We start from the raw sequence: 21677 nt of genomic DNA on the forward strand, positions 1-21677 counted from the left end.
AGGATGAAAACGCGATTGCTGGCGCTTGCCTGCCTGATGCTGTCGATGCCGGTGTGGGCCAATGAAGTGAAGATCGATATCAAGGAATTCATGTTCGGACCCAAGGATTTGACCATCGCCCCGGGGACCCGGGTGACCTGGGTGAATGACGATGAAATCCCGCACACAGTGGCCGAAACCCACAAGCTGTTTCGCTCCGCGGCCCTGGATACCGGGGACAGTTACTCCTGGGTGTTCAACACGCCGGGGGAGTTTGAGTATTTCTGTTCGCTGCATCCGCAGATGATCGGGAAGATTATTGTCGGCCCGTAGAAAATCTGTGAGGTGAAACAACCTGTGGGAGCGAGCCTGCTCGCGATTGCCGAGTGTCAGTCGACATCTTTGTCGTCTGATACACCGCTATCGCGAGCAGGCTCGCTCCCACAGGTTTTGTATGTGCCGCTTATTTCGGTGCGTTGAGGTTCAGCGTCGGCGTTTCATCAAAGAAGTTCCAAGGCTTGAGCAGCACATGCACCCACTCGGTCGGCATGATCGGCCACTCTTCGGCACGGGCGATATGGGTGGTGCCGGTGGTCAGCCAGACCACATCGTCGGTGTTCTCGATGGAGTGGTTGTCCTGGGTGAACTGCCCCAGGCCCGAGTCCTTGTCCGAGCGGTTCGGGTATTTGCCTTCCGGGTACTTCTCTTCAGGGTTGTACTGGGTCACCCACAGTTGTTTGTCCATGAAGCTCAGGCGGTGGTAAAGCCATTCGTCCTTGCCGAAGTTGGCACCCTTGGCCACCGGGTGCGTGCCGCCGGCATAAGGAATCAACTGGTAGGACACCGGGTTGCCGACCTTGTTTTCCTTGCTGAAGTTGGTCAGCAGGCGCACGGTCGACGGGTCGAATTTCTGTGCGGCCTGTTGCTCGGTGCTCACCACCTTGGTTTCGGTCTGCATGGTGCTGGTACGCGGACCGCCACGGTCGTTGGGCAGCACCACCGGGTTCACTTCCACCAGCGAGTTGCTTTCGCCGTCCACGTCCATGTCCAGGCGGAAGTTATAGATGTGCTGGTGCGTGGTGCCGACGATGTTGTGGTCCAGCAGAGTGCCGTAGCGCGTGTCTTCCTTGGCGGTTTCTTCGTGCATGGTCTTGGACTTCACGCCCTTGACCGCTTCGATCCCGGTGGCGCCGGCGTCGATGCCGATGGTGCCGTTCTGCTGGAAGACCCAGTCGAAGATGTAGTCGTAGTTGCCGACGGTGCTGATCCAGCGCACCACCAGTTCACGGCGTTCGGTGCTGAGGTTGGGCTGGCCCATTTCCTGGTGCTTGTACTCGGGGCCGGCATAGCGCTCGAACACCGCCATGGCGTGGGGGATTTTGGTCGGCGCGCCGGTGTAGTCGGCGATGGTCGCGTCCAGCAGCACGGCGTTTTCCGGGGCGTCTTTGCCTCGGGCGATCGGCGAGGTGAGGGTGCCCATGCCGTAGTCGCCGGAATCGAGGTAAGCCTTGAAGTACCAGCCGACGTCCGGGTCGCCGTAAGGCACGATCATGCCGCCCAGCGAACCCTCGTACATGATCTTGCGTTTCTTGCCCTTGTCGTCGTAGGTGACGGTGGACAGGATCGGGCCGACGCGCGAATCGAGGCGCACGTGGAAGTCCCAGTTCTGCCAGTGAATGCTGTAGCCGCTGATGGTGTAGTTCTTGCCCTCGGGCTCGGTGATTTCCAGCGGCTTGACCGCCACGCCCTTGCGCCCGCGTCCGTCATAGGGCGTCGGTTTCATCGGCACCGGGATCAGCGCTTCGTCTTCGATCTTGATCAGCTTCTTCTGCTCCAGATCGACAATCGCCACCAGGCCTTCGATCGGGTGCGCCCAGTAGTTGCCGTCTCCAACATCGAGGTAGCTGACGATCTTCAGCAGGCGCTTGTCCTGGGCCAGGCCGTCCTTGCCGTCGAAGTAGCCGACGGTCAATGGCGTGGCGACCACTTTCTTCACATCGTTGATGCCGCGCTTGGCCAGGGCCTGGGCGTATTCCGGGCTGGTTTCGACCGCATTTTGCACGGTGGCGAAGTCGTCCAGCAGCACCATGCCGTGGGCGCCTTCAATCGGCTTCCAGGATTTGAGTTGCTTGCTGTCCAGATCCACCAGCGCTTCGATCACGTGCTTGCCGTCCAGCACCACGATGGAAGCCTCACGCGGCTGGGCGACGTTCTGCCCGGTAAAGACGAAGTTCCACATCTGGTCCTTCGGCGGTTCCTTGACCGAGACTTCGGTGAAGCGGAAGCCCGGCTTGTAGTTTTCGGATTTCTTGACGATGTCCACCGCCGTGGTGATTTCGTCGGCACTCAAGGGGTTGAGCGGGTTGGGGCGGGTTTCCACGACGAAGGTCGTGTCCAGGCCTGACTGGAACACCTGGTTGATGAAGTCCTTGGACATGAATGCGGTCTTGTCCTTGAACACCACCGGCACTGTCAGCTCGATGCGCTTGCCGTTGAGCATGGCCACTTTGCTGTTCGGCTTGACCTTCAGGTAGACACCGTCCTTGGCAATGGTGAACACGTTGGCGTAGTCATCCCACTTCACCGTGGCGCCAAACTCCTCGAGGCCCGCCTGCAGCGGCACCATTTCCGCGTGGCCGCCGTGGGCCTGGGCATTGCCCGCCCAGAAAGGCAGGCCGAGGGTGCCCAGGGTGATGGCCAGGGCAAGCCGGGCCAATGGTTTTCTTTTTATTGATTTCAGGGAGGTGAACATTCTGGGTTCCTTCGGAAAATCCGGTGTCAGGCATGCCAGCACTTTGCTACAGCCGGTGGATGGCTGCATTTGAATGGCTGCCAGAATCCTTCGGATTCGTGCCTGAAGCAACTTTTCCGCTGAACGGTTCAGCCACGCGCGCCCGGCGATCGATGCACTTTTCAGGTGTTCGGATTGTTTGATGTTGAAAGTAAATAGTGAATTAGTCGTATGAATTCAATTAAGTACGGCTGTCGTTGAGTGGTTACAGCTTCAAATTATTGTTAGTGGCCTTCATTTTTTTTGCATTGATCAGCCGCGCCACTGGACGGTTGCGCTTGCAAGGTTTCCATCAATTTTTTTGCGCTAAATGCTCATCAATATTCATTACGGCTGGGTAAATGCCTGGGGATATGCTCGTGATCGATGTTTCAGGAGTCGATTGTCGTGAGCGAATTAGTCAAGCACGAAACCATCAACCTGCTTCAGGAATTGCTCGAAGCAGAACGCGCCGGCGCACGGCTGGCAACGGAAACACTGAAAGAGGCGACCGAAGAACAGCAGCAAATGCTGTTGAATAAGATTCAGAAGGGCGAGGCAGAAAGTTGCCGACGGATACGCGACTGCATCAAGTATCTGGGCGGCGTGCCCAGTGCGGGTGTCGGCGAGTTTTATAACAAGGCCATGGCCATTGAAGATATCGTCGATCGATTGTTTTTTATCGACAGAGGGCAGCGCTGGGTCATCAAGAAACTCAACTCAAACCTCGCGCTTATTCCCGAGAAGTTTGTTCGCAAAGAACTGGAAAACGTCCTCAAGATTCATGTGCTCAATAGCGATGCGTTCAATCTTCACATGCCTTTTGTAGGCGCTGTCGAGTGCAACGAGGCTGCGATCTTTTGACTTTATAAAAGCAAGATCAAAAGATCGCAGCCTGCGGCAGCTCCTACGGGGTGGAGGGGTGGTGCCAAATCCATTTTGGCAGCGGACGGGAAGTCATTGCTTCCAGTTAATACGAAGCATTACTATTCACGCCCCGTTTACGCAGCACACCGCAATGACCCTCAAGTTGCCCCGCAGACACGGCTTTTTCGAGCACTACGAAGAGTTGGTCGGGACCTGGACCCGTCGCCTGAGAAACCGCTCGCAGGCCGAGGATCTGGCTCACGACACCTTTGTGCGCGTGCTCGAATCCGATTCGGCGGTGGTCCAGCAACCGCGTGCGTATCTGCACCAGACTGCGCGCAATATCGCGGTGGATGCTTACAGGCGTGAGGATCGGCGTGAGGATCGACGGGGCGCCATGGAGTCAGAGGCGATTGATCTCAGTGTGTCGTCATCCGGCGACCCGGAGCACTACATGCATGCGATCCAATTGGCTGACTCCATCGAACGAGCGCTCACGGAGCTGCCGATCAACTGCCGCAAGGTGTTTGTCTGGCAGAAGATCGAAGGCCTGACCCAGGCGGAAATCGCCGAACGCCTGGGGCTGTCCAGGAATATGGTGGAAAAGTATATGATCCGCACGCTGCGGCATCTGCGAGACCGCCTTGAAGGACTGCAATAATGACGTGCAGTGCTTTTCCCGGACGCCACCGAAGGCCGGTCTTTCATACCTTTTCACCCCCAGCCAAACAGGAACTTCCATGATGGATACTCGTGATTGTGCGTGCGGGCAAACAACAGTTCGCGATGAAGCGGCGCGGTGGTTTGTGCGTTTGCAGGAAGCTGCCGTCGATGTCGACGCGCGTCGCCAATTTGAAATCTGGCTGGACGAACACCCCCAACACCGAACCGAATTCGAATGTCTCCAGGGCGTGTGGAAAGCCGCCGACCTGGTGCCGTCGGCGCGTCTGTTGGCCCTGTGTGAAGAGCCGCCTGTGCGCCACAAACGCCGGCCCATCCTGCGTTATGCGGTGGCCGCCAGTGTGGTGGCGGTGGCGCTGGGCCTGGGGCTCTTCAGCGGCTTGAACCAACCCTCGCCGTACACGGCAGAGTTTTCCACCGCCTTGGGCGAGCGTCGCCACGTGGCATTGCCGGACGGTTCGGTGGTGGACCTGGACAGCCGCAGCCGCATCCAGGTGCGCTTTGAAAAGAACCGGCGCGGCATCGAGCTGACTGAAGGCGAAGCGATGTTCAGCGTCCAGCACGACAGCAGCCGGCCGTTTGTGGTCGAAGCCGGAAGCGGCAAGGTCACGGTCACCGGCACGCGCTTCGATGTGCGTCGCGGCAGCGCCGACACGCGGGTCGTGGTGGAGGAGGGCACGGTGAAAGTCCAGGGGCGCTCGGCGGCCGACAATGACTTCATCAGCCTGACCGCGGGCCTGGGCACCCATGTCGATGCCCAGGGCCGAGTCGCGGCCGCCTACGCCGTCAATCCGGCGGAACTGACGGCCTGGCGCAGCGGCAAGCTGGTGTTCAACAACGCCAGCCTGAGCGAGGTCGCCGAGCAAGTGTCGCGTTATCGGGACAAGCCACTGAAGGTCGCAAGCGCCACGGTGGGCAATCTGCGCCTGACCAGCGTATTCAAGTCCGACAACACCGATGCGCTGCTCAAGGCCTTGCCGAGCATCCTGCCGGTGGCCGTTCGCACCCTCGATGACGGCAGCCAGGAAATAATTTCAAAATAAAATTCAGGTTTTTTTCGAGTTCATCGTCTTCCTGTTCAACTGCAACTGGTTTGCATTAACAAGCGCACACTCTTGCGATCCACAGGAATACGTTCGACGTGAAAAAATCCACCGCTCTTACCCCGACCTTCCCTTGGTTGCCGCTGGCGCTCGCGCTGGCGGTCAACGTTGCTGTGCCTGCGGCATTCGCTGCCGACGCCATTCATATCCAGGCGCAACCATTGGGTCAGGCCTTGACTCAGCTGGGCCAGCAAACCTCGTTGCAGGTGTTTTTCAGCCCTGAACTGGTCGCCGGCAAGCAAGCCCCGGCGGTGGATGGCAATCTCTCGCCGGAAGAGGCGCTGCGCCAGTTGCTGCAAGGCAGCGGCCTGCAATATTCGATCGATGAGGGTTCGGTGACCCTGATGGCGGCGCCGACCCAGGCTTCCAACGGTCCGCTGGAACTGGGCGCGACTGACATCAAGGTGGTCGGCGACTGGCTCGACGATGCCGATGCCGCGCTGGTACAGAACCACCCTGGCGCGCGTACCGTGATCCGCCGTGAAGCCATGGTCGAGCAGGGCGCGATGAATGTCGGCGATGTGTTGAAGCGCGTACCGGGTGTGCAGGTGCAGGACGCCAACGGCACCGGCGGCAGTGACATTTCCCTCAACGTCGGCGTGCGCGGCCTGACCTCGCGCCTGTCGCCTCGCTCCACCATCCTGATCGATGGCGTGCCGGCGGCCTTCGCCCCGTACGGCCAGCCTCAGCTGTCCATGGCGCCGATCTCCTCCGGCAACCTCGACAGCATCGACGTGGTGCGCGGCGCCGGCTCCGTGCGTTATGGACCGCAGAACGTGGGGGGCGTGATCAACTTCGTGACCCGTGCCATTCCGGAAAAAGCCTCGGCTGAAATCGGCACCACCCTGGAAACTTCCCAGCACGGTGGCTGGAAGCACATCGATACCGCGTTCATGGGCGGCACCGCCGACAATGGCATGGGCGTGGCGTTGTTGTATTCCGGCGTGAACGGCAACGGTTACCGTGAGCGCAACAACGGCAACGACATCGACGATGTGCTCCTCAAGACCCACTGGGCACCCACCGACGTCGACGATTTCAGCCTGAATTTTCACTACTACGACGCCAGCGCCGACATGCCCGGCGGCCTGACCCAGGCCCAGTACGACGCCGATCCGTTCCAGTCCGACCGTAACAACGACAACTTCAGCGGCCGCCGCAAGGATGTGTCGTTCAAGTGGATCCGGCAGCTCGACGACCGTACCCAGGCCGAAGTGCTGACCTACTACACCGATAGCTTTCGTGGCAGCAACATCGCCGCCCGCGACCAGAAGACCCTCGGCTCGTTTCCGCGCACCTACTACACCTATGGCATCGAACCGCGGGTGTCCCACGTGTTCGACGTCGGCCCGACCACCCAGGAAGTCAGCGTCGGTTATCGCTACCTGAAGGAAGGCATGCACGAGCAAGCCAGCCGCCTGGCACTGAACAGCGCCAACGAACCGGTGGTGACCAAGACGTCGGACGGCCATGTGTACCAGGACCGTACCGGTGGTACTGAAGCCCACGCGGCCTATATCGACAACAAAATCGATGTCGGCAACTGGACCATCACCCCGGGTGTGCGCTTCGAACATATCCAGACCGAATGGCACGACCGCCCGGTGCTCGACACCGCCGGCAAGCCGGTGCCGGAAAAACGCCGCAGTATAGAAAGCAACGAGCCGCTGCCGGCGCTAAGCGTCATGTATCACATGTCTGAAGCCTGGAAGCTGTTCGCCAACTACGAAACCTCGTTTGGTGCCCTGCAGTACTTCCAGCTCGGCCAGGGCGGCGTGGGTAACGAAACGGCCAACGGCCTGGAGCCGGAAAAGGCCAAGACCTACGAGATCGGTACGCGCTACAACGATGATGTGTGGGGCGGTGAAGTGACGCTGTTCTACATCGACTTCGACAAAGAGCTGCAGTACATCAGCAACGATGCGGGCTGGACCAACCTGGGCGCGACTACCCACCGTGGTATCGAGACCTCGGTGCACTACGACCTGGCGGCACTGGATCCGCGTCTGGAAGGCCTGACCGCCAATGCCGGGTTCACTTACACCCGCGCCGTGTATGAAGGGGACATTCCGGACTTCAAGGGCCGCGACCTGCCGTTCTACTCGCGTCAGGTGGCGACTGTCGGCCTGCGTTACGACATCAACCGCTGGACTTACAACGTCGATGGGTTTGCCCAGTCGCAGCAGCGTTCGCCGGGTGTTGCGGTCAACGCCGACGGCAGCTTCAGCAACAACTACATCACTCAAGGCACTGCCGATGGCCAGTACGGCGACATTCCGGGTTACGTGACCTGGAACGTGCGTGGCGGCTATGACTTCGGGCCTTCGGTGTCGAACCTGAAAGTGGGCGCCGGGGTGAAGAACATCTTCGACAAGCAGTACTTCACCCGTTCCAGCGACAACAACTCGGGCATGTACGTTGGCGCACCGCGCACGTTCTTCGTGCAGGCCAGCGTCGGGTTCTGATAGACCGGGGTGACCGCATTCGCGAGCAGGCTCGCTCCCACAGGTTTTATGGATGACATGAATCCCCTGTGGGAGCGAGCCTGCTCGCGATGGACGCAAGGACACCGCGGGGAGTCAGGCTGTCTGTGTCATCGTTGACCACCATCGCGAGCATGCTCGCTCCTACACCTTCAAGACTTTCCCGCCAATCGCCACCGCGATCAGCAGCAACGCCATCAGCGCAAAGGCAAAACTCAAACTCGCGCCATGGGCGATGAAGCCGATCACCGCAGGCCCGGCGAGAATGCCCGCATAACCCAGGGTGGTAATGGCCGGCACGGCGATGCTTTCCGGCATGACCGTCTGCTTGCCCACCGCCGTATAAAGCACCGGCACGATGTTCGAGCAGCCGGCACCCAGCAGGGCATAGCCCACCAGCGCCATTTGCCAGCTCGGGACGAAGGTTGCCAGGCACAGGCCAAACGCCGCCGTCAGGCCACCGAAGACCATCACCCGCGTCGCGCCCAGTCGGCGCACGATCGAATCACCGGTCAAGCGCCCCGCGGTCATGGTCAGCGCGAACGCCGCATATCCCAATCCGGCATAGGCCGTGTCGATCCCGCGTTCCTGCGCCAGGAACACCGCGCTCCAGTCCAGCGCCGCCCCTTCGGCGAGGAACACGATGAAGCACATGCCGCCGATGAACAGCACGATGCCGTGGGGCACGGCGAACGCCGGTCCCGAACTCTCGCTGGCGTAGGGCAGCAGGTGTGGTGCCGCCTTCGCCAGCGCGACCAGCAACAACACGATCACCACCAGCGTGGCGCCCAGCGGCGAAAGCCCAAGGCCGAGCAAGCCACTGACACCCGCCGCGCCGACGATCCCGCCGAGGCTGAACATGCCATGGAAGCCCGACATCATGTTTTTGCCGCTGGCCCGCTCGACGATCACCGCTTGCAGGTTGACCGTCGAATCCACCGTGCCCAGGCCTGCGCCGAAGATGAACAACGCCGCGATCAGCGCCGCAGACGACGACACTGTCGCCAGCAGCGGCAGGGCGATACAGATCAGCAGGGTGCCGGCGGTCGCCACCCTGCGGCAACCGAAGCGCGTGGCGAGGATCCCGGCCAGGGGCATCGCCAGGATCGATCCCACCCCGAGGCACAACAGCAACAGGCCGAGGGTGCCTTCGTCCAGCCCGGCGCGGGCCTTGGCGTACGGGACCAGCGGAGCCCACGCGGCAATGCCGGCCCCGGCGATGAAAAAGGCGACGCGCGTGGACATCTGCTCCAGGCGCCCCGGCACAAAAGAGGTCTGGGTGTTGAGGTTGGTCATATCAATCCTTGGCATAAAACGTCGCGTCCATAAGGGACAGTGATCGGCCGGCGAGGTTTCGATCAGCGTCCGCACATCCTTGCACAGCCCGACGCTGATTCGCGATATGGTTTCGCGATAGGTTGAGGCTCAACGATCATTCCAGCAGGGAGGGCGCCATGGCGCAGAAGTACGACGCACGAGGCAATATCTACATGGTGGTGGCGCCACAAGACTTGCGCCACAGCGGTATCGCCTTGCCCGAACAGGCCGGCGAGGCAGCGCAAAGCCGAGAATCCTGGGCGCTGGCAGCGATCGAAGCGTGCTGCTCCTGGGCCCCGGGCACGCAGCCGGCCGGCAGCAAGGAACATTGCAGCGATGGTTTGCTGGTCGGCCCGTTCCAGTCGTCGCCGCCCTTTGATCTGCTGATCGTGAACACCGACGGCACCCTGGCCGAGCGCAGTGGCAACGGCCTGACGATTTTTTCCCAGGCGCTCAGCGACCAGGGGCTTTTGCCGACCGACGAGGCGTGTCTGCACAGGGTCCATCACGACAAGACTGATGTAGTCTCACCGGGGGTGGCATCGGTGAAAGCGGCGCAGGTCGAGGGCGTGAGCGGGTTTTGGCTGGACCTCGGCAAACCGGGATTCGGGCCGGACGCGGTCAGCGCTCACGGCGTTGAAAGCGTGGTGTTCAACGGCCGCGAGCTCAGTCATGTGCAGCCGTTGGCGTCACTGAATGCGGCATGGTCGCGCAGCCAGTTCGCTCGGGTTGGCAATCCGCATTGCGTGACACTGGTCGATAGCGTCGAAGCCCTGCCGAGCAATGAGCAGATGCGCGAGCCGGTGTTGGGCGACGGCTTGACCCGCATTGCCTATGCCATGCCGGCGGGTGCCGGACGGCCGTGCCCGGCGGGGATCAACCTGCAATGGGCGACGCATGATGCGGGGCAGCGGCTGATTGCGCGCGTGTTTGAACGGGGCGAAGGCCCGACCGCGTCCTCGGGCACCAGCGCCACGGCGGTAGCCTGCGCCGCTTGGCGGGTGGGCTGGGTGAAAGCTGGGGAAGTGAAGGTGGTGATGCCCGGTGGGACGGCGCCGATCTTGCTGGAGGAAGAGCAGGGGGAATTGAGTCGGGTCAGCTTGTTTGGTACGGCGCGGTTGGTGGGGTGAATTCGAAATAGCTATCGCGAGCAGGCTCGCTCCCACAGGGGGATTGTGATCGAAACATAACCACTGTGGGAGCGAGCCTGCTCGCGAAGGGGCCAAGCCAGACGATGCAGATTTCAGCTCAGACCACCGAACTCCACCACCGGCATCGTCCGCTTCATCAACACCTTGCCTCCACGAATCGAATACAGCGGCAACCCCTGGCTGCGGATCACCTCGTAATCGCTGGGCGCCGAGAGGATCAGCAGATTCGCCGGCCGTCCCGCTTCCAGGCCGTAGCGATCGCCCAGGGCCATGGCCTTGGCGCTGTTGTCGGTGACCAGGTCCAGCGCGCTTTGCAGGTTGCGGTAGCCGAGCATGTGGCAAATGTGCAGGCCGGCTTCCAGGACCCGCAGGATGTTGCCGTTACCCAGGGGATACCAGGGGTCGACGATCGAATCCTGGCCGAAGCACACGTTCATGCCCGCTTCGAGCAACTCGTTGACCCGGGTCACGCCTCGGCGTTTCGGGAAGTTGTCGAAACGTCCCTGCAGGTGAATGCTTTCGGTGGGGCAGGAGACAAAACTGATGCCCGAATGCCCGAGCAGGCGGAACAGTTTCGCGCAATAGGCGTTGTCGTAGGAGCCCATGGCCGTGGTGTGGCTGGCAGTGACGCGAGAGCCCATGTCGCGGCTGCGCGCTTCCTCGGCCAGGACTTCGAGAAAGCGTGAGTGCGGATCGTCGGTTTCATCGCAGTGCACATCCACCAGGCAACCGGTGCGCTCGGCCAGGTCCATCAGGAACTTCACCGAACTGACGCCCTGGTCGCGGGTGTACTCGAAATGCGGAATACCGCCGACCACATCCGCACCCATGCGGATTGCTTCTTTCATCAAGTCCCGGCCATTGCGGTAGGACTCGATGCCTTCCTGGGGGAACGCGACGATTTGCATGTCCACCAGATGGCGGCTTTCCTCGCGCACTTCGAGCATCGCCTTCAAGGCGGTCAACTGCGGGTCGGTGACATCGACGTGGGTGCGCACGTGCTGGATGCCGTGGGCGGCGAGGCTCTGCAGGGTTTTCCTGGCGCGGGCCTTGGTGTCTTCGGGGGTGATGGTCGCCTTGCGCTCACCCCAGCACTCGATGCCCTCGAACAACGTACCGCTCATGTTCCAGCGCGGCTCGCCGGCGGTGAGGGTGGCGTCGAGGTGGATGTGCGGCTCGACGAAGGGCGGCACCACGAGATTGCCGCCGGCGTCCAGATCGTCGGGCCCCAGGGTCGGGGCTTCGGTCTGCCGGGCGATGTTGCGGATCAGGCCGTTTTCCAGGTGCAACTCGTGCAGACCTTCCTGATTACGCAACCGGGCGTTGATGATGAGCATCGGGAGAGTCCTTTTTCGGAATGTGTAGGCGATACCTCTAAGTTAGCTTGGTAGCGACAGTCCTCGCCAGTACGCAGTTCAAATGTAGGAGCGAGCCTGCTCGCGATGGCGGCATCACATCCAACATCTATTTGACTGGCCTACCGCTATCGCGAGCAGGCTCGCTCCTACAGTGGATTGGGTCTGGTCAGGGGGATTTTGAGTTGGGCAAAAAGCGCAGTAGCGCGGCAACGATAGCCTCAGGCGCATCCTCCTGAACCAGATGCCCTGCATGGGCGATGGCGTGGAATTGCGAGCCGGGAATCATTCGGTGCAGCGCGTGCCCGCGTTCGATGGGGATCCACTGATCGTCTTCGCCCCACAGAATCTGCACCGGACAGCGGATGCCGGGATACAGCGCTTCGACTTCGCGGGTATAGCGCTCGCCCATCTGCGCGATTTGCCGATAGAACGCCGCTTGCCCCGGATCGCCCAGCCACGGCTGTACGTAGGGGGCGAGTTCGTCGTCGGGGATTTGCCGGTGGATCGCCCCGCGAATATAGGTCGGCACGATCACCCGCTGGATGTAGTCGGGCAGGCCGCTGAAGGCCGCTTCGTGCTGGCGCACATGCTGCACGAACGGCGAGCCCCAGGGCGACAGCGCGACCGGGTCGATCAGGGTCAGGCTGCGGTAATTTCGGCCATTCAACAGGTGTGTGCGCAGTACGGTGGCACCGCCGAAGTCGTGGGCCACCACGTCGGGGCACTCCAGCCCCCAGTGTTCCAGCAGCTGCGCCAGCAACTCGTTCTGCACGCCCAGGGAAACATCGCCTTCGGCCTTTTCCGATTGCCCATAACCCAGCAGATCGAAGTAATGCACCCGATGGGTGGCTACGAAGTGCGGCGCGATACGGTGCCAGACATAAGACGAGAAGGGTGTGCCGTGCACGAACACTAACGGCGGCCCGTCGCCCCGTACGGCGTAGCGAACGTCGCTACCGTTGAAGCGATAGGTCTGAGCCAGCGGCCAGTCAGTCATGGGCGTGTCCTCTTGGCGATGGAAGCCAAAAAGCATAGGCATAAAAAAACAGCCGATGAAGGCTGTACTCTTTTTACCTGACAAAACGCAGGTCCCCCTGTAGGAGCGAGCCTGCTCGCGATGGAGTGTCAGCTACGCAAGTGTCGCCTGACACACCATCGCGAGCAGGCTCGCTCCTACAGGGGCAGTGTTGACTGTTTATTCGCCGCGATAGATGCAACCGCTGGTGCAGGTCTCGTGGATGCGGATTGCGCTCAGTTCCGGCAGCAGGGGCTTGAGTTCGGCCCAGATGAATTTGGCCAGCACTTCGCTGGTCGGGTTTTCAAGGCCGGGAATGTCGTTCAGGTAGTTGTGGTCCAGGCGCTCGTACAGCGGCTTGAAGATCGCCTTGATCTCGGAGAAGTCGCGGATCCAGCCGGTGTGCGGATCGATATCGCCACTCAGGTGAATCGCCACCTTGAACGAGTGACCGTGCAGGCGCCCGCACTTGTGGCCGTCCGGGACGTGGGGCAGGCGGTGGGCGGATTCGAACGTAAATTCCTTGAAGATTTCCACAGTGTTTTCAGCTCTGTTGAGGTGGCGATCGCCGCGGCGACGCTGGGGCAAATTTGACAGGCGGCGAGTTTAACAGTTTGTCCTGACTAAAGGGTCAGCAAGCGCTCGCCAAGGCGACCGTTGGCGACCAGTTCGAGAAATTCATCCCCCAGCCGGCGGCTTTCATCCATCGTGGTGCGCCAGTATTTCTGCCGGCTCGGGGCGTCGCCCATGAAGCGCTTGAAGTCGTTGCGGTCCGGTAGTTTGCCGTAGGGCAGGCGTGCCAGGTATTCCTTCGAGGGGGCCAGCAGCAACACGTTCTGCAGGCGCGTCGGGCAGGCGCGGCGCCAGGGCAGGGTTTTGTCGAACCAGCCGGGAATTACCCGGTCGGTGAAGTGCGGGTAGAGCACGATGTCGTTGCCGCTGTAGGGCAGGTCCAGGTGATAGTCCAGCAGGCCGCCGTCGCGGAACGTGCCGGCGCCGGCTCCCGGCAGGTCGCGCACGCCTTCCATCACCATCGGGATCGAGCCCGAGGCGAGCAGGGCCTGGCGCAGGTTGCCGGTGTCCAGGGCGACGAAGCGCGATGGGAAGTCGTGCAGCGCATCCACCGGCGGCGCCAGGCGCGGGTCGTGGATGATCAGCCGCTCGAAGTGCCTCGCCAGCCGGGCGCGACCGCGCAGGTTGTCGGCGATCACCGACGACAGGCCCAGGCCCAGGCGGCCGCGATGATCGTGCGCCAGCAGGCCGTGGCTTTTGACCACCATGATGTTCAGGCGGTAATGGGCATTGTCGAGCAGGGCGGCGTCACGGCCGTCGAGCAGGTCATCGAGCATGCGCCGCGAGCTCTGGCTGATCTGCGCCATGGTCACGCCCTTGGCGAAGTTCTGCTCGGTGTACAGGTGGCCGAGCCGACGTATGCCCTCGGCGGCGTCCGGCAGGCAGGCGCTGGCGAAGCGCCAGGAGCCGACCGACGCACCAATCAGCGAGCGTTCCCGTGGCGCCGACGGCAGCCATTCGCCGAACAGCGCCAGGTCCAGCCCTTGAATCCCCAGCGCCTTGGGGCCCCCGGCGGCACCGGGCAGCGTGCCGACATCGGCGGCGCGCAGGCCGTTTTCCCGAATGCGCGCAAAGGCGCGCGGGCCGGCCTTGATCGTCAGGGAGGGGTATTTGATGTGGATGGCGGTCATACCGGTCTCGAATGTGGCAAGCGGGCGGGATTATAAACGGGTTCTTTGAGGGTATGAATTCAATGTAGGAGCGAGCCTGCTCGCGATGAGGTCAGCACATTCAACATCGATGTTGACGGTCAGATCGCCATCGCGAGCAGGCTCGCTCCCACAGGGGTTGGGTGTCACCAATGATGGCCATTCAGTTTCAATTAAGTTCGGATCGCTAAGGTGGCGGCCATGGAAAAACCCCAGAAATCCGGACTCTTCTCATGAAAATCCTGGCCACCCTGTTCATCGTGTTCACCCTTTTCGGCTTGACTGCCAATCTTGGCCATACCCGGGACCTGCGCTCCGATGAAGCCCGTCAATTGGTCGAGGCTGGTACCATTGTGCCGATCGAAAAGGTCGAGGCCGTGGCCATGGCCAGGCATCCGGGGTCGCGGATCATCGAAACCGAATTGAAAAAACGGTACGGGGTCTACCTGTACCGGATCGAGTTGTCCGACCCGCAAGGCGTGGAGTGGGAGCTTGAGCTGGACGCGGCCGACGGGCTGTTGCGCAAGGATCATCAGGATAATTAATGAAATCGTTTTTGCCCCATTCATCCGCGCGCGCCGTGGGCTGCCTGGCCCTGGTGCTGGTTGCATTCTGCCCGGTGGCCGTGGCCCGGGACCTCGATCAGGACGAGGCCCTGCGCCTGCGCCAGCAGGGCGTGATACTGCCGCTGGAGCAAGTGCTGCACAACGCGCTGGATCGTTATCCGGGGGCCAAACTGCTGGAAGCCGAGCTGGAAGAGAAGCACGGCGTCTATATGTATGAAGTCGAGCTGCTGACCACCGAAGGTGTCGTGCGTGAGCTTGATCTCGACGCCACCACCGGCCGTTTACTCAAAGACAAGGAAGATTGACCGATGCGTTTGCTCCTGGTGGAGGATCACGTACCCCTCGCGGATGAACTCAAGACCGGCCTCAATCGCCAGGGCTACGCCGTCGACTGGCTGGCCGACGGTCGCGACGCGGTGTATCAGGGCAGCAGCGAACCCTATGACCTGATCATTCTCGACCTCGGCCTGCCGGGGTTGCCGGGGCTTGAAGTGCTGGCCCAGTGGCGAGCGGGTGGGCTGGGCACGCCGGTGCTGATCCTCACGGCCCGCGATTCCTGGGCCGAGCGCATCGAAGGGCTCAAGGCCGGCGCAGACGATTACCTGACCAAGCCTTTTCATCCGGAAGAATTGCACTTGCGGGTCCAGGCGCTGTTGCGCCGCTCCCACGGCCAGGTCAATCAACCCACCCTCAAGTCCGCGGGGTTGCAACTCGATGAGGGGCGTCAATGCGTGACCCGCGATGGCGCGGACATTCAGCTGACCGCCGCGGAGTTTCGTCTGCTGCGCTATTTCATGCTGCACCCGCAGCAGATCCTCTCCAAAAGCCACCTCGCCGAACACCTGTACGACGGTGAGACCGAGCGCGACTCCAACGTACTGGAAGTCCACGTCAATCACTTGCGCCGCAAACTGGGGCGCAGCGTGATCGAAACCCGCCGTGGCCAGGGTTACCTGTTCGGCGGGCAAGCTCAGTGAAATCGATCCAGCGCCGTTTGAGCCTGGGCCTGATCAGCGTGATGGTGGTGGTCGGCCTGATCCTGGCGCAAACCAGCCTGTGGCTGTTCGAAATGGGCCTGCAACGCTACCTCGAAGCCGGGCTGCGCAACGACAGCGAAAACCTGCTGGTGGCACTGGTGCGCGGCCCTCAGGGTTTGCAACTGGACGAGCGCCACCTGTCGCCGGCCTATCAACGGCCGTTTTCCGGTCATTACTTTCGCATCGATTTTGCCGACAGCCATTGGCGATCCCGCTCGCTGTGGGACCAGGAGCTGCCGCAGCTGGAGCGGCCGGGGCTGGACAGCAACCTGCAATTGGGCCCGGAAGGCCAGCAATTGCTGGTGCTGCGTTCCGATTACCGGCGCCTGGGCCAGTCGATCTCCATCAGCGTGGCACAGGACTACACCCCGGTTCGCGAGAGCTTCCGGCGCATGCAGCAGATCGGCCTGGGGCTGGGGCTGGCGGGCTTGCTGCTTATCCTGGTGCTGCAACGGATCACCGTGCGCCGCGCCTTGCGGCCACTGGAAAAGGCACGGGAGCAGATCGCCCAGTTGCAGCAGGGGCAACGTTCGCAACTCGATGACCGGGTGCCGGTGGAGCTGGAACCGCTGGTGGCGCAGATCAACCATTTGCTGGCCCACACCGAAGACAGCCTCAAGCGTTCGCGCAATGCCCTGGGCAACCTCGGCCACGCCCTGAAAACCCCGTTGGCGGTGCTGTTGAGCCTGGCTTCAAGCGAGCAGCTCGATGCGCACCCGCAATTGCGCAAGATCCTCAAGGCGCAACTGGCGCAGGTCCAGCAGCGGCTCAACCGCGAACTCAATCGGGCGCGGTTGTCCGGCGATGCATTGCCGGGGGCCTTGTTCGACTGCGACGCCGAACTGCCGGGGTTGCTGGCGACCCTGAACATGATCCACGGCGAACACCTGGACCTGAGCTACCGCTGCCCGGCCGGCCTGCAATTGCCGTGGGATCGCGAAGACTTGCTGGAATTGCTCGGCAACCTGCTGGACAACGCCTGCAAATGGGCGGATGCCGAAGTGCGCTTGAGCGTGGTCGAGACCGTAGATGGGTTTGAGCTGAGCATCGAGGACGACGGGCCGGGCATTCCCGAAGACCGCCGCGACCAGGTGTGCAGCCGCGGTACCCGGCTGGATGAACAGACCGACGGACATGGGCTGGGCCTGGGCATCGTGAGGGATATCGTCGATACCTGGGGTGGGAAGCTGAGCTTGCTGGAGAGCGAGTGGGGTGGGTTGAAGGTGTTGATCGAATTGCCCAAGCGCACCTGAAGGCACACCGCAAACCCTGTAGGAGCGAGCAGGCTCGCTCCTACAGTGGGTAGTAAGTATCTGCCTCAGGTGTGATGAATCTCCCGATCCTTGGTTTCCGGCATGAAGAAAATCCCCAGGACCGCCGTCATCACCGCAATCACGATCGGGTACCACAGCCCGTAGTAGATATCCCCCGTGGCCGCGACCATGGCGAAGGCCACGGTCGGCAGGAAGCCGCCGAACCAGCCATTGCCGATGTGGTAGGGCAGCGACATCGAGGTGTAGCGGATGCGCGCCGGGAACAGTTCCACCAGCCAGGCGGCGATCGGGCCGTAGACCATGGTCACGTAGATCACCAGGATCGTCAGGAACAACAGCACCATCGGGTAGTTGGTCTTGGCCGGGTCCGCTTTCTCGGGGTAGCCGGCTTCCTTCAGGCCGGTGGCGAGAGAGGCGGTGAAGGCGTCGTTTTTGGTCTTGAAGTCCGCAGCCGGCATGCCGGTGCCTTCGAAGCTTTCAACGACCTTATCGCCGATACGTACCTGCGCCACGGTGCCTGGCTCGGCCTTCACGTTCTCATAGGGGATGGCGCGCTTGGCGAGGAGGGTCTTGGCCAGGTCGCAGGAACTGGTGAATTTGGCCTTGCCCACCGGGTCGAACTGGAACGAGCACTGGCCGGGATCGGCAATCACCTTGACCGGGTTCTTCTCCTGGGCGACGAACACGTCGGGGTTACCGTACTGGGTCAGCGCGTGGAAGATCGGGAAGTAGGTCACCGCCGCCAGGATACAGCCGGCCATGATGATCGGCTTGCGACCGATGCGGTCGGACAGGCTGCCGAAAATCACGAAGAACGGCGTACCGATCAACAGCGAACCGGCGATCAGCAGGTTGGCGGTCTGTGGATCGATCTTCAACGTCTGCAGCAGGAAGAACAGCGCATAGAACTGCCCGGTGTACCACACCACGGCCTGACCGGCGGTGCCGCCGAGCAGCGCCATGATCACGATCTTGAGGTTGTCCCAGCGGGCGAAGGATTCGGTCAGCGGCGCCTTGGATGCCTTACCTTCGGCCTTCATTTTCATGAACACCGGCGACTCGTTCAGTTGCAGGCGGATGTACACCGAGACAATCAGCAGCAGGATCGACAGCAGGAACGGAATCCGCCAGCCCCAGGCCTCGAAGGCTTCAGTGCCAAGCGCGGTACGGCAGGCCAGAATCACCAGCAGCGACAGAAACAGGCCAAGGGTCGCGGTGGTCTGGATCCATGAGGTGAAGTAACCCCGTTTGCCTTTGGGCGCATGCTCTGCCACATAGGTCGCCGCCCCACCGTATTCGCCGCCCAGGGCCAGGCCCTGCAACAGGCGCAGAGTGATCAGGATGATCGGCGCCGCGACGCCGATAGTCGCGTAACCGGGCAAAAAGCCCACTATCGCCGTGGACACACCCATGATCACGATGGTGATGAGGAAGGTGTGCTTGCGCCCGATCATGTCGCCCAGGCGACCGAACACAATGGCGCCAAAGGGCCGCACGGCGAAGCCTGCGGCGAACGCGAGCAGGGCGAAGATGAAGGAGGTGGTTTCATTGACGCCGGCGAAGAAGTGCTTGGCGATGATCGCGGCGAGGGAGCCGTACAGATAGAAGTCATACCATTCGAACACAGTGCCCAGCGAGGACGCGAATATGACCTTTCGCTCCTCCCGGGTGACCCCGTGGTTGGGCGTGCTGCCCATGGTAGTGCCGCTGATTGTCGCCATGAGATTTCTCCGTTTTTTCTTGTTTTCGGCCGGAGCACCTCTCAATTGTTGCCGCACTCTGGCCCTGGGGACTGCGCGAAACATGGACACAAGCTGACGGCCTCGCATCGCTGCAAGGTCTCTAGAAGCATAATCGGCTTTACACAGATATCCACTCGCCATCACGGCAGGTGCAGAACTTGTAGGAGCGAGCTTGCTCGCGATAGTGGTGTATCAGCCAGCACATGCATCAACTGACACACCGCTATCGCGGGCAAGCCCGCTCCCACAGGGTTTCATGGGTGGCGGGAGAGGGGTCACACGCGGAACTGATCCATCAGGCTCTGCTGATGATTGGCCAGGCAGTTGAGCGACTGGCTCACCCGCGCCGATTCATTGGCCTGGCCCGACAGCGACTCGGTTACATCGCGAATGGTCGCCACGTTGTTGTTGATCTCCTCGGCCACCGCGCTCTGTTCCTCGGCGGCACTGGCGATCTGCAGGTTCATGTCGCTGATGACCGTCACCGCCTCGCCGATCTGGCGCAGGGCCGTCACGGCCTGGCCGACCTGCTCGACGCTGCCCTGGGCCTGGCGATGGCTGTTGCCCATCGACCCCACCACATCCTGGGTGCCGCTCTGCAACTGCTCGATCACCAGGCGGGTTTCCTCTACCGATTCCTGGGTGCGGCGCGCCAGGTTGCGCACTTCATCGGCCACCACGGCAAAGCCGCGCCCGGCCTCGCCGGCACGGGCCGCTTCAATGGCGGCGTTGAGGGCCAGCAGGTTGGTCTGTTCGGCGATGGCGCGGATCACTTCCAGTACCGAGCCAATTTTCTCGCTGTTGGCGGCCAGGCCTTCGACCTGGATCATCGCCGCGCTCATGTCGGCGGCCAGGTTGTCGATGCTGGCGGTGGTGCGGTCGATCACGGTCAGGCCCTGGCGGGTGGCCTGGTCGGCATCCCGCGCGGCCTGTGCCGCCTGGGCGGCGCTGCGGGCGACGTCCTGGGCGGTGGCGCTCATTTCGTGGGATGCGGTGGCGACCTGATCCACCTGGCGATATTGCTGTTCCATGCCGGCGCTGGTCTGGGTGGCGATGGCGGAGGACTGGTCGGCGGTGCCGCGGGCGTCCTGCACCGAGCGTTTGACCTCGGCGATGATCGGTTGCAGCTTGTCGAGGAAACGGTTGAACCAGCCGGCCAGTTGGCCCAGTTCATCCCGTTTGTCGTAGGCCAGGCGGCGGGTCAGGTCACCTTCGCCGCTGGCGATGTCTTCGAGCATGTGCGCCACGCCAAGAATCGGCTTGGTCACGCTGCGGGCCATCAGCCACACCAGCAGCAGGCCAATCAGCGCGGCCAGCACGCCGAGGCCGAGTTCGGTCAGGGTGCCGGCCGTGTTGCTTTCATCCAGTTGTTTTTTCAACGTCTCGGCGGGGCCGACCAGGACTTTTTCCGGCACGTCGAGCAACACGCCCCAGGTCTTTCCGCCGGGAATCGGCTGGAACGGCGCCAGCACCTTGAGCTGCTGATCGCTGTGCAGGCTGGTGGTCTTGCCGATGCTGGCGAGCATGCGCATCAGTTCCGCACCGTTGTGCTGGTCCACCGCTTCCAGGCGCTGGCTGAGTTTGCCGGCATCCGGGCTGTAGCCGGCGAGCAGGCCGGCGGGGCTGACGATACTCACGCTGGTCTGGCCGTCGTAGAGCTTCTTGCTGGCGCTTTGGCTGAGCGCTTGCAGGCTGTTGAGGTTGATGTCCACCGACAACGAAGCGATGACCTTGCCGTTGACCACCAGCGGGAAAACGATGCTGGTCATCAATACGTTCTGGCCGTCGATCACATAGAAGTACGGCTCGATCACGCAGGGTTTGAGGGTGGCGCGCGGGCAGGTGAACCAGGCGTTGGCCGCTTCGCCGCTGGGGCCGGTGCTGGTGTCGGCGATGTCTTTTTCCGGCAGCGGCATGGACGTCAGCTTGCCCGGCGTCGGCTGCGACCAGTACAGGGCAAAGCGGCCCTTTTCATTGCTGCCGATTTCGCTCTGGTCGGCGAACAGCTCGTCCTTGCCGTCCAGTGCATTGGGTTCGAACACCAGGGACAGGCCGAGCAGCTCCGGGTTGGCCTGCAGCGCCGAGCGAACCTGGCGGGTCAGGTCTTCGCGCAGGTCGAAGGCGTCGAGAAAGCGCTTTTCGGCCTGATCGCGCAGAAACAGCACCTGGCGCGAAAAGCCGTGGCCATATTGATAGGCATCCATGAACTGCTGGCGAATGTTCAGCGCCTGGTTTTCGCCCTGGGATTCGATCCGCGCCTGGGCCGCTTCAGTCAGCATCTCCATGCTCGAGGCTTTCACCAGCTCGGAGCTGTGCTCCATGCGATACAGCGAAAGACCCACCAGCAAGGTCACGATACCCGCCAGGCAAAGCCCGGCCAGCAGGGTGATCTTCCATTGAATGGAAAGTTGTCTGAGCGACATGGAGACGTCCTTATTCGATAAATATCTGAGACTTTGCACTGTAGCGGCCGGGATCCGGCTTTCTTTATCCCGTCTATCGGCTTCGATTCCCCTGTAGGAGCGAGCCTGCTCGCGATGGTCGTCAACGATGACGCGGGGAGCCGGAATGCCCGCGGTGCCTGGTCGTGCATCGCGAGCAGGCTCGCTCCTA

General features: G+C 61.9%; 18 protein-coding genes and 1 pseudogene. 10 read left to right on the plus strand and 9 right to left on the minus strand.

Features of this window, described 5'->3' with window-relative positions:
• Window positions 1-3 precede the first annotated feature (3 nt).
• A complete protein-coding gene (locus ABTV29_RS09375; RefSeq protein ID WP_433769807.1) occupies window positions 4-312 on the plus strand; it encodes a cupredoxin domain-containing protein in 309 nt (102 codons plus the stop codon).
• Between the two features lie 130 nt (window positions 313-442).
• Here the strand turns inward: ABTV29_RS09375 and tynA are convergent, their stop codons facing one another.
• Window positions 443-2731 (minus strand): primary-amine oxidase, encoded by a 2289-nt coding sequence (gene tynA / locus ABTV29_RS09380; RefSeq protein WP_433769808.1) that lies wholly within the window; start codon window positions 2729-2731, stop codon window positions 443-445.
• Window positions 2732-3157: 426 nt separating this feature from the next.
• On the opposite strand from tynA, the gene ABTV29_RS09385 reads away from it, so the two are divergent.
• The 4 genes from ABTV29_RS09385 (at window position 3158) to ABTV29_RS09400 (ending at window position 7865) form a co-directional block, all read left to right on the plus strand.
• Window positions 3158-3613 (plus strand): DUF6306 domain-containing protein, encoded by a 456-nt coding sequence (locus ABTV29_RS09385; protein ID WP_433769809.1) that lies wholly within the window; start codon window positions 3158-3160, stop codon window positions 3611-3613.
• Window positions 3614-3767: 154 nt separating this feature from the next.
• Window positions 3768-4277: a sigma-70 family RNA polymerase sigma factor gene (locus tag ABTV29_RS09390; protein WP_433769810.1), complete on the plus strand. Its 510-nt coding sequence runs from the start codon at window positions 3768-3770 to the stop codon at window positions 4275-4277.
• Window positions 4278-4356: 79 nt separating this feature from the next.
• Window positions 4357-5340 carry a FecR family protein gene (locus tag ABTV29_RS09395; RefSeq protein WP_433769811.1) on the plus strand — a complete coding sequence of 328 codons (984 nt, stop codon included), beginning with the start codon at window positions 4357-4359 and terminating at the stop codon, window positions 5338-5340.
• A 98-nt stretch (window positions 5341-5438) separates the two neighbouring features.
• Entirely contained in the window at window positions 5439-7865 is a 2427-nt protein-coding gene (locus tag ABTV29_RS09400) for a TonB-dependent siderophore receptor (RefSeq protein WP_433769812.1), read from the plus strand.
• Between the two features lie 162 nt (window positions 7866-8027).
• Here ABTV29_RS09400 and ABTV29_RS09405 read toward each other — a convergent pair whose 3' ends face one another.
• Window positions 8028-9179: an MFS transporter gene (locus ABTV29_RS09405; RefSeq protein WP_433769813.1), complete on the minus strand. Its 1152-nt coding sequence runs from the start codon at window positions 9177-9179 to the stop codon at window positions 8028-8030.
• 158 nt (window positions 9180-9337) lie between these two features.
• Between ABTV29_RS09405 and ABTV29_RS09410 the strand changes: the two genes are divergently transcribed.
• On the plus strand, window positions 9338-10330 hold the full coding sequence (locus ABTV29_RS09410; protein ID WP_433769814.1) for a diaminopimelate epimerase: 993 nt from the start codon (window positions 9338-9340) through the stop codon (window positions 10328-10330).
• A 113-nt stretch (window positions 10331-10443) separates the two neighbouring features.
• Here the strand turns inward: ABTV29_RS09410 and codA are convergent, their stop codons facing one another.
• The 4 genes from codA to ABTV29_RS09430 all read right to left on the minus strand — a co-directional run bounded on the left by codA (window position 10444) and on the right by ABTV29_RS09430 (window position 14427).
• On the minus strand, window positions 10444-11688 hold the full coding sequence (codA, locus tag ABTV29_RS09415; protein WP_433769815.1) for a cytosine deaminase: 1245 nt from the start codon (window positions 11686-11688) through the stop codon (window positions 10444-10446).
• Window positions 11689-11875: 187 nt separating this feature from the next.
• The gene (locus tag ABTV29_RS09420) at window positions 11876-12706 is read right to left on the minus strand and encodes an alpha/beta fold hydrolase (RefSeq protein WP_433769816.1); all 831 of its coding nucleotides are present in this window, start codon (window positions 12704-12706) and stop codon (window positions 11876-11878) included.
• A gap of 198 nt (window positions 12707-12904) precedes the next feature.
• Window positions 12905-13261, minus strand: coding sequence for a 6-carboxytetrahydropterin synthase QueD (gene queD, locus ABTV29_RS09425; protein WP_047527439.1), 357 nt, complete (start codon window positions 13259-13261; stop codon window positions 12905-12907).
• 86 nt (window positions 13262-13347) lie between these two features.
• Window positions 13348-14427, minus strand: coding sequence for a patatin-like phospholipase family protein (locus ABTV29_RS09430; RefSeq protein WP_433769817.1), 1080 nt, complete (start codon window positions 14425-14427; stop codon window positions 13348-13350).
• Window positions 14428-14678: 251 nt separating this feature from the next.
• Between ABTV29_RS09430 and ABTV29_RS09435 the strand changes: the two genes are divergently transcribed.
• The 4 genes from ABTV29_RS09435 to ABTV29_RS09450 are packed head-to-tail and all read left to right on the plus strand — an operon-like array spanning window position 14679 to window position 17301.
• A complete protein-coding gene (locus ABTV29_RS09435) occupies window positions 14679-14990 on the plus strand; it encodes a PepSY domain-containing protein (protein WP_433769818.1) in 312 nt (103 codons plus the stop codon).
• Entirely contained in the window at window positions 14990-15316 is a 327-nt protein-coding gene (locus ABTV29_RS09440; RefSeq protein ID WP_433769819.1) for a PepSY domain-containing protein, read from the plus strand. The genes ABTV29_RS09435 and ABTV29_RS09440 overlap by 1 nt, the downstream gene beginning before the upstream one ends.
• Window positions 15317-15319: 3 nt before the next feature.
• Window positions 15320-15988, plus strand: a complete 669-nt coding sequence (locus tag ABTV29_RS09445) for a response regulator transcription factor (protein ID WP_433769820.1) — start codon at window positions 15320-15322, stop codon at window positions 15986-15988.
• A complete protein-coding gene (locus ABTV29_RS09450; protein WP_433769821.1) occupies window positions 15985-17301 on the plus strand; it encodes a sensor histidine kinase in 1317 nt (438 codons plus the stop codon). Before ABTV29_RS09445 ends, ABTV29_RS09450 begins: the two co-directional genes overlap by 4 nt.
• 65 nt (window positions 17302-17366) lie before the next feature.
• Here ABTV29_RS09450 and ABTV29_RS09455 read toward each other — a convergent pair whose 3' ends face one another.
• From ABTV29_RS09455 to ABTV29_RS09465, 3 genes and pseudogenes are all read right to left on the minus strand, one after another.
• Window positions 17367-19043: an MFS transporter gene (locus ABTV29_RS09455; protein ID WP_433769822.1), complete on the minus strand. Its 1677-nt coding sequence runs from the start codon at window positions 19041-19043 to the stop codon at window positions 17367-17369.
• A 296-nt stretch (window positions 19044-19339) separates the two neighbouring features.
• Entirely contained in the window at window positions 19340-20095 is a 756-nt protein-coding gene (locus tag ABTV29_RS09460) for a methyl-accepting chemotaxis protein (RefSeq protein ID WP_433771805.1), read from the minus strand.
• A 150-nt stretch (window positions 20096-20245) separates the two neighbouring features.
• A pseudogene (locus tag ABTV29_RS09465) lies at window positions 20246-21487 on the minus strand (PDC sensor domain-containing protein); the annotation flags it as partial.
• Window positions 21488-21677 lie beyond the last annotated feature (190 nt).

Source organism: Pseudomonas putida, assembly GCF_050989985.1.
Classification (GTDB): Bacteria; Pseudomonadota; Gammaproteobacteria; order Pseudomonadales; family Pseudomonadaceae; genus Aquipseudomonas; species Aquipseudomonas putida_AI.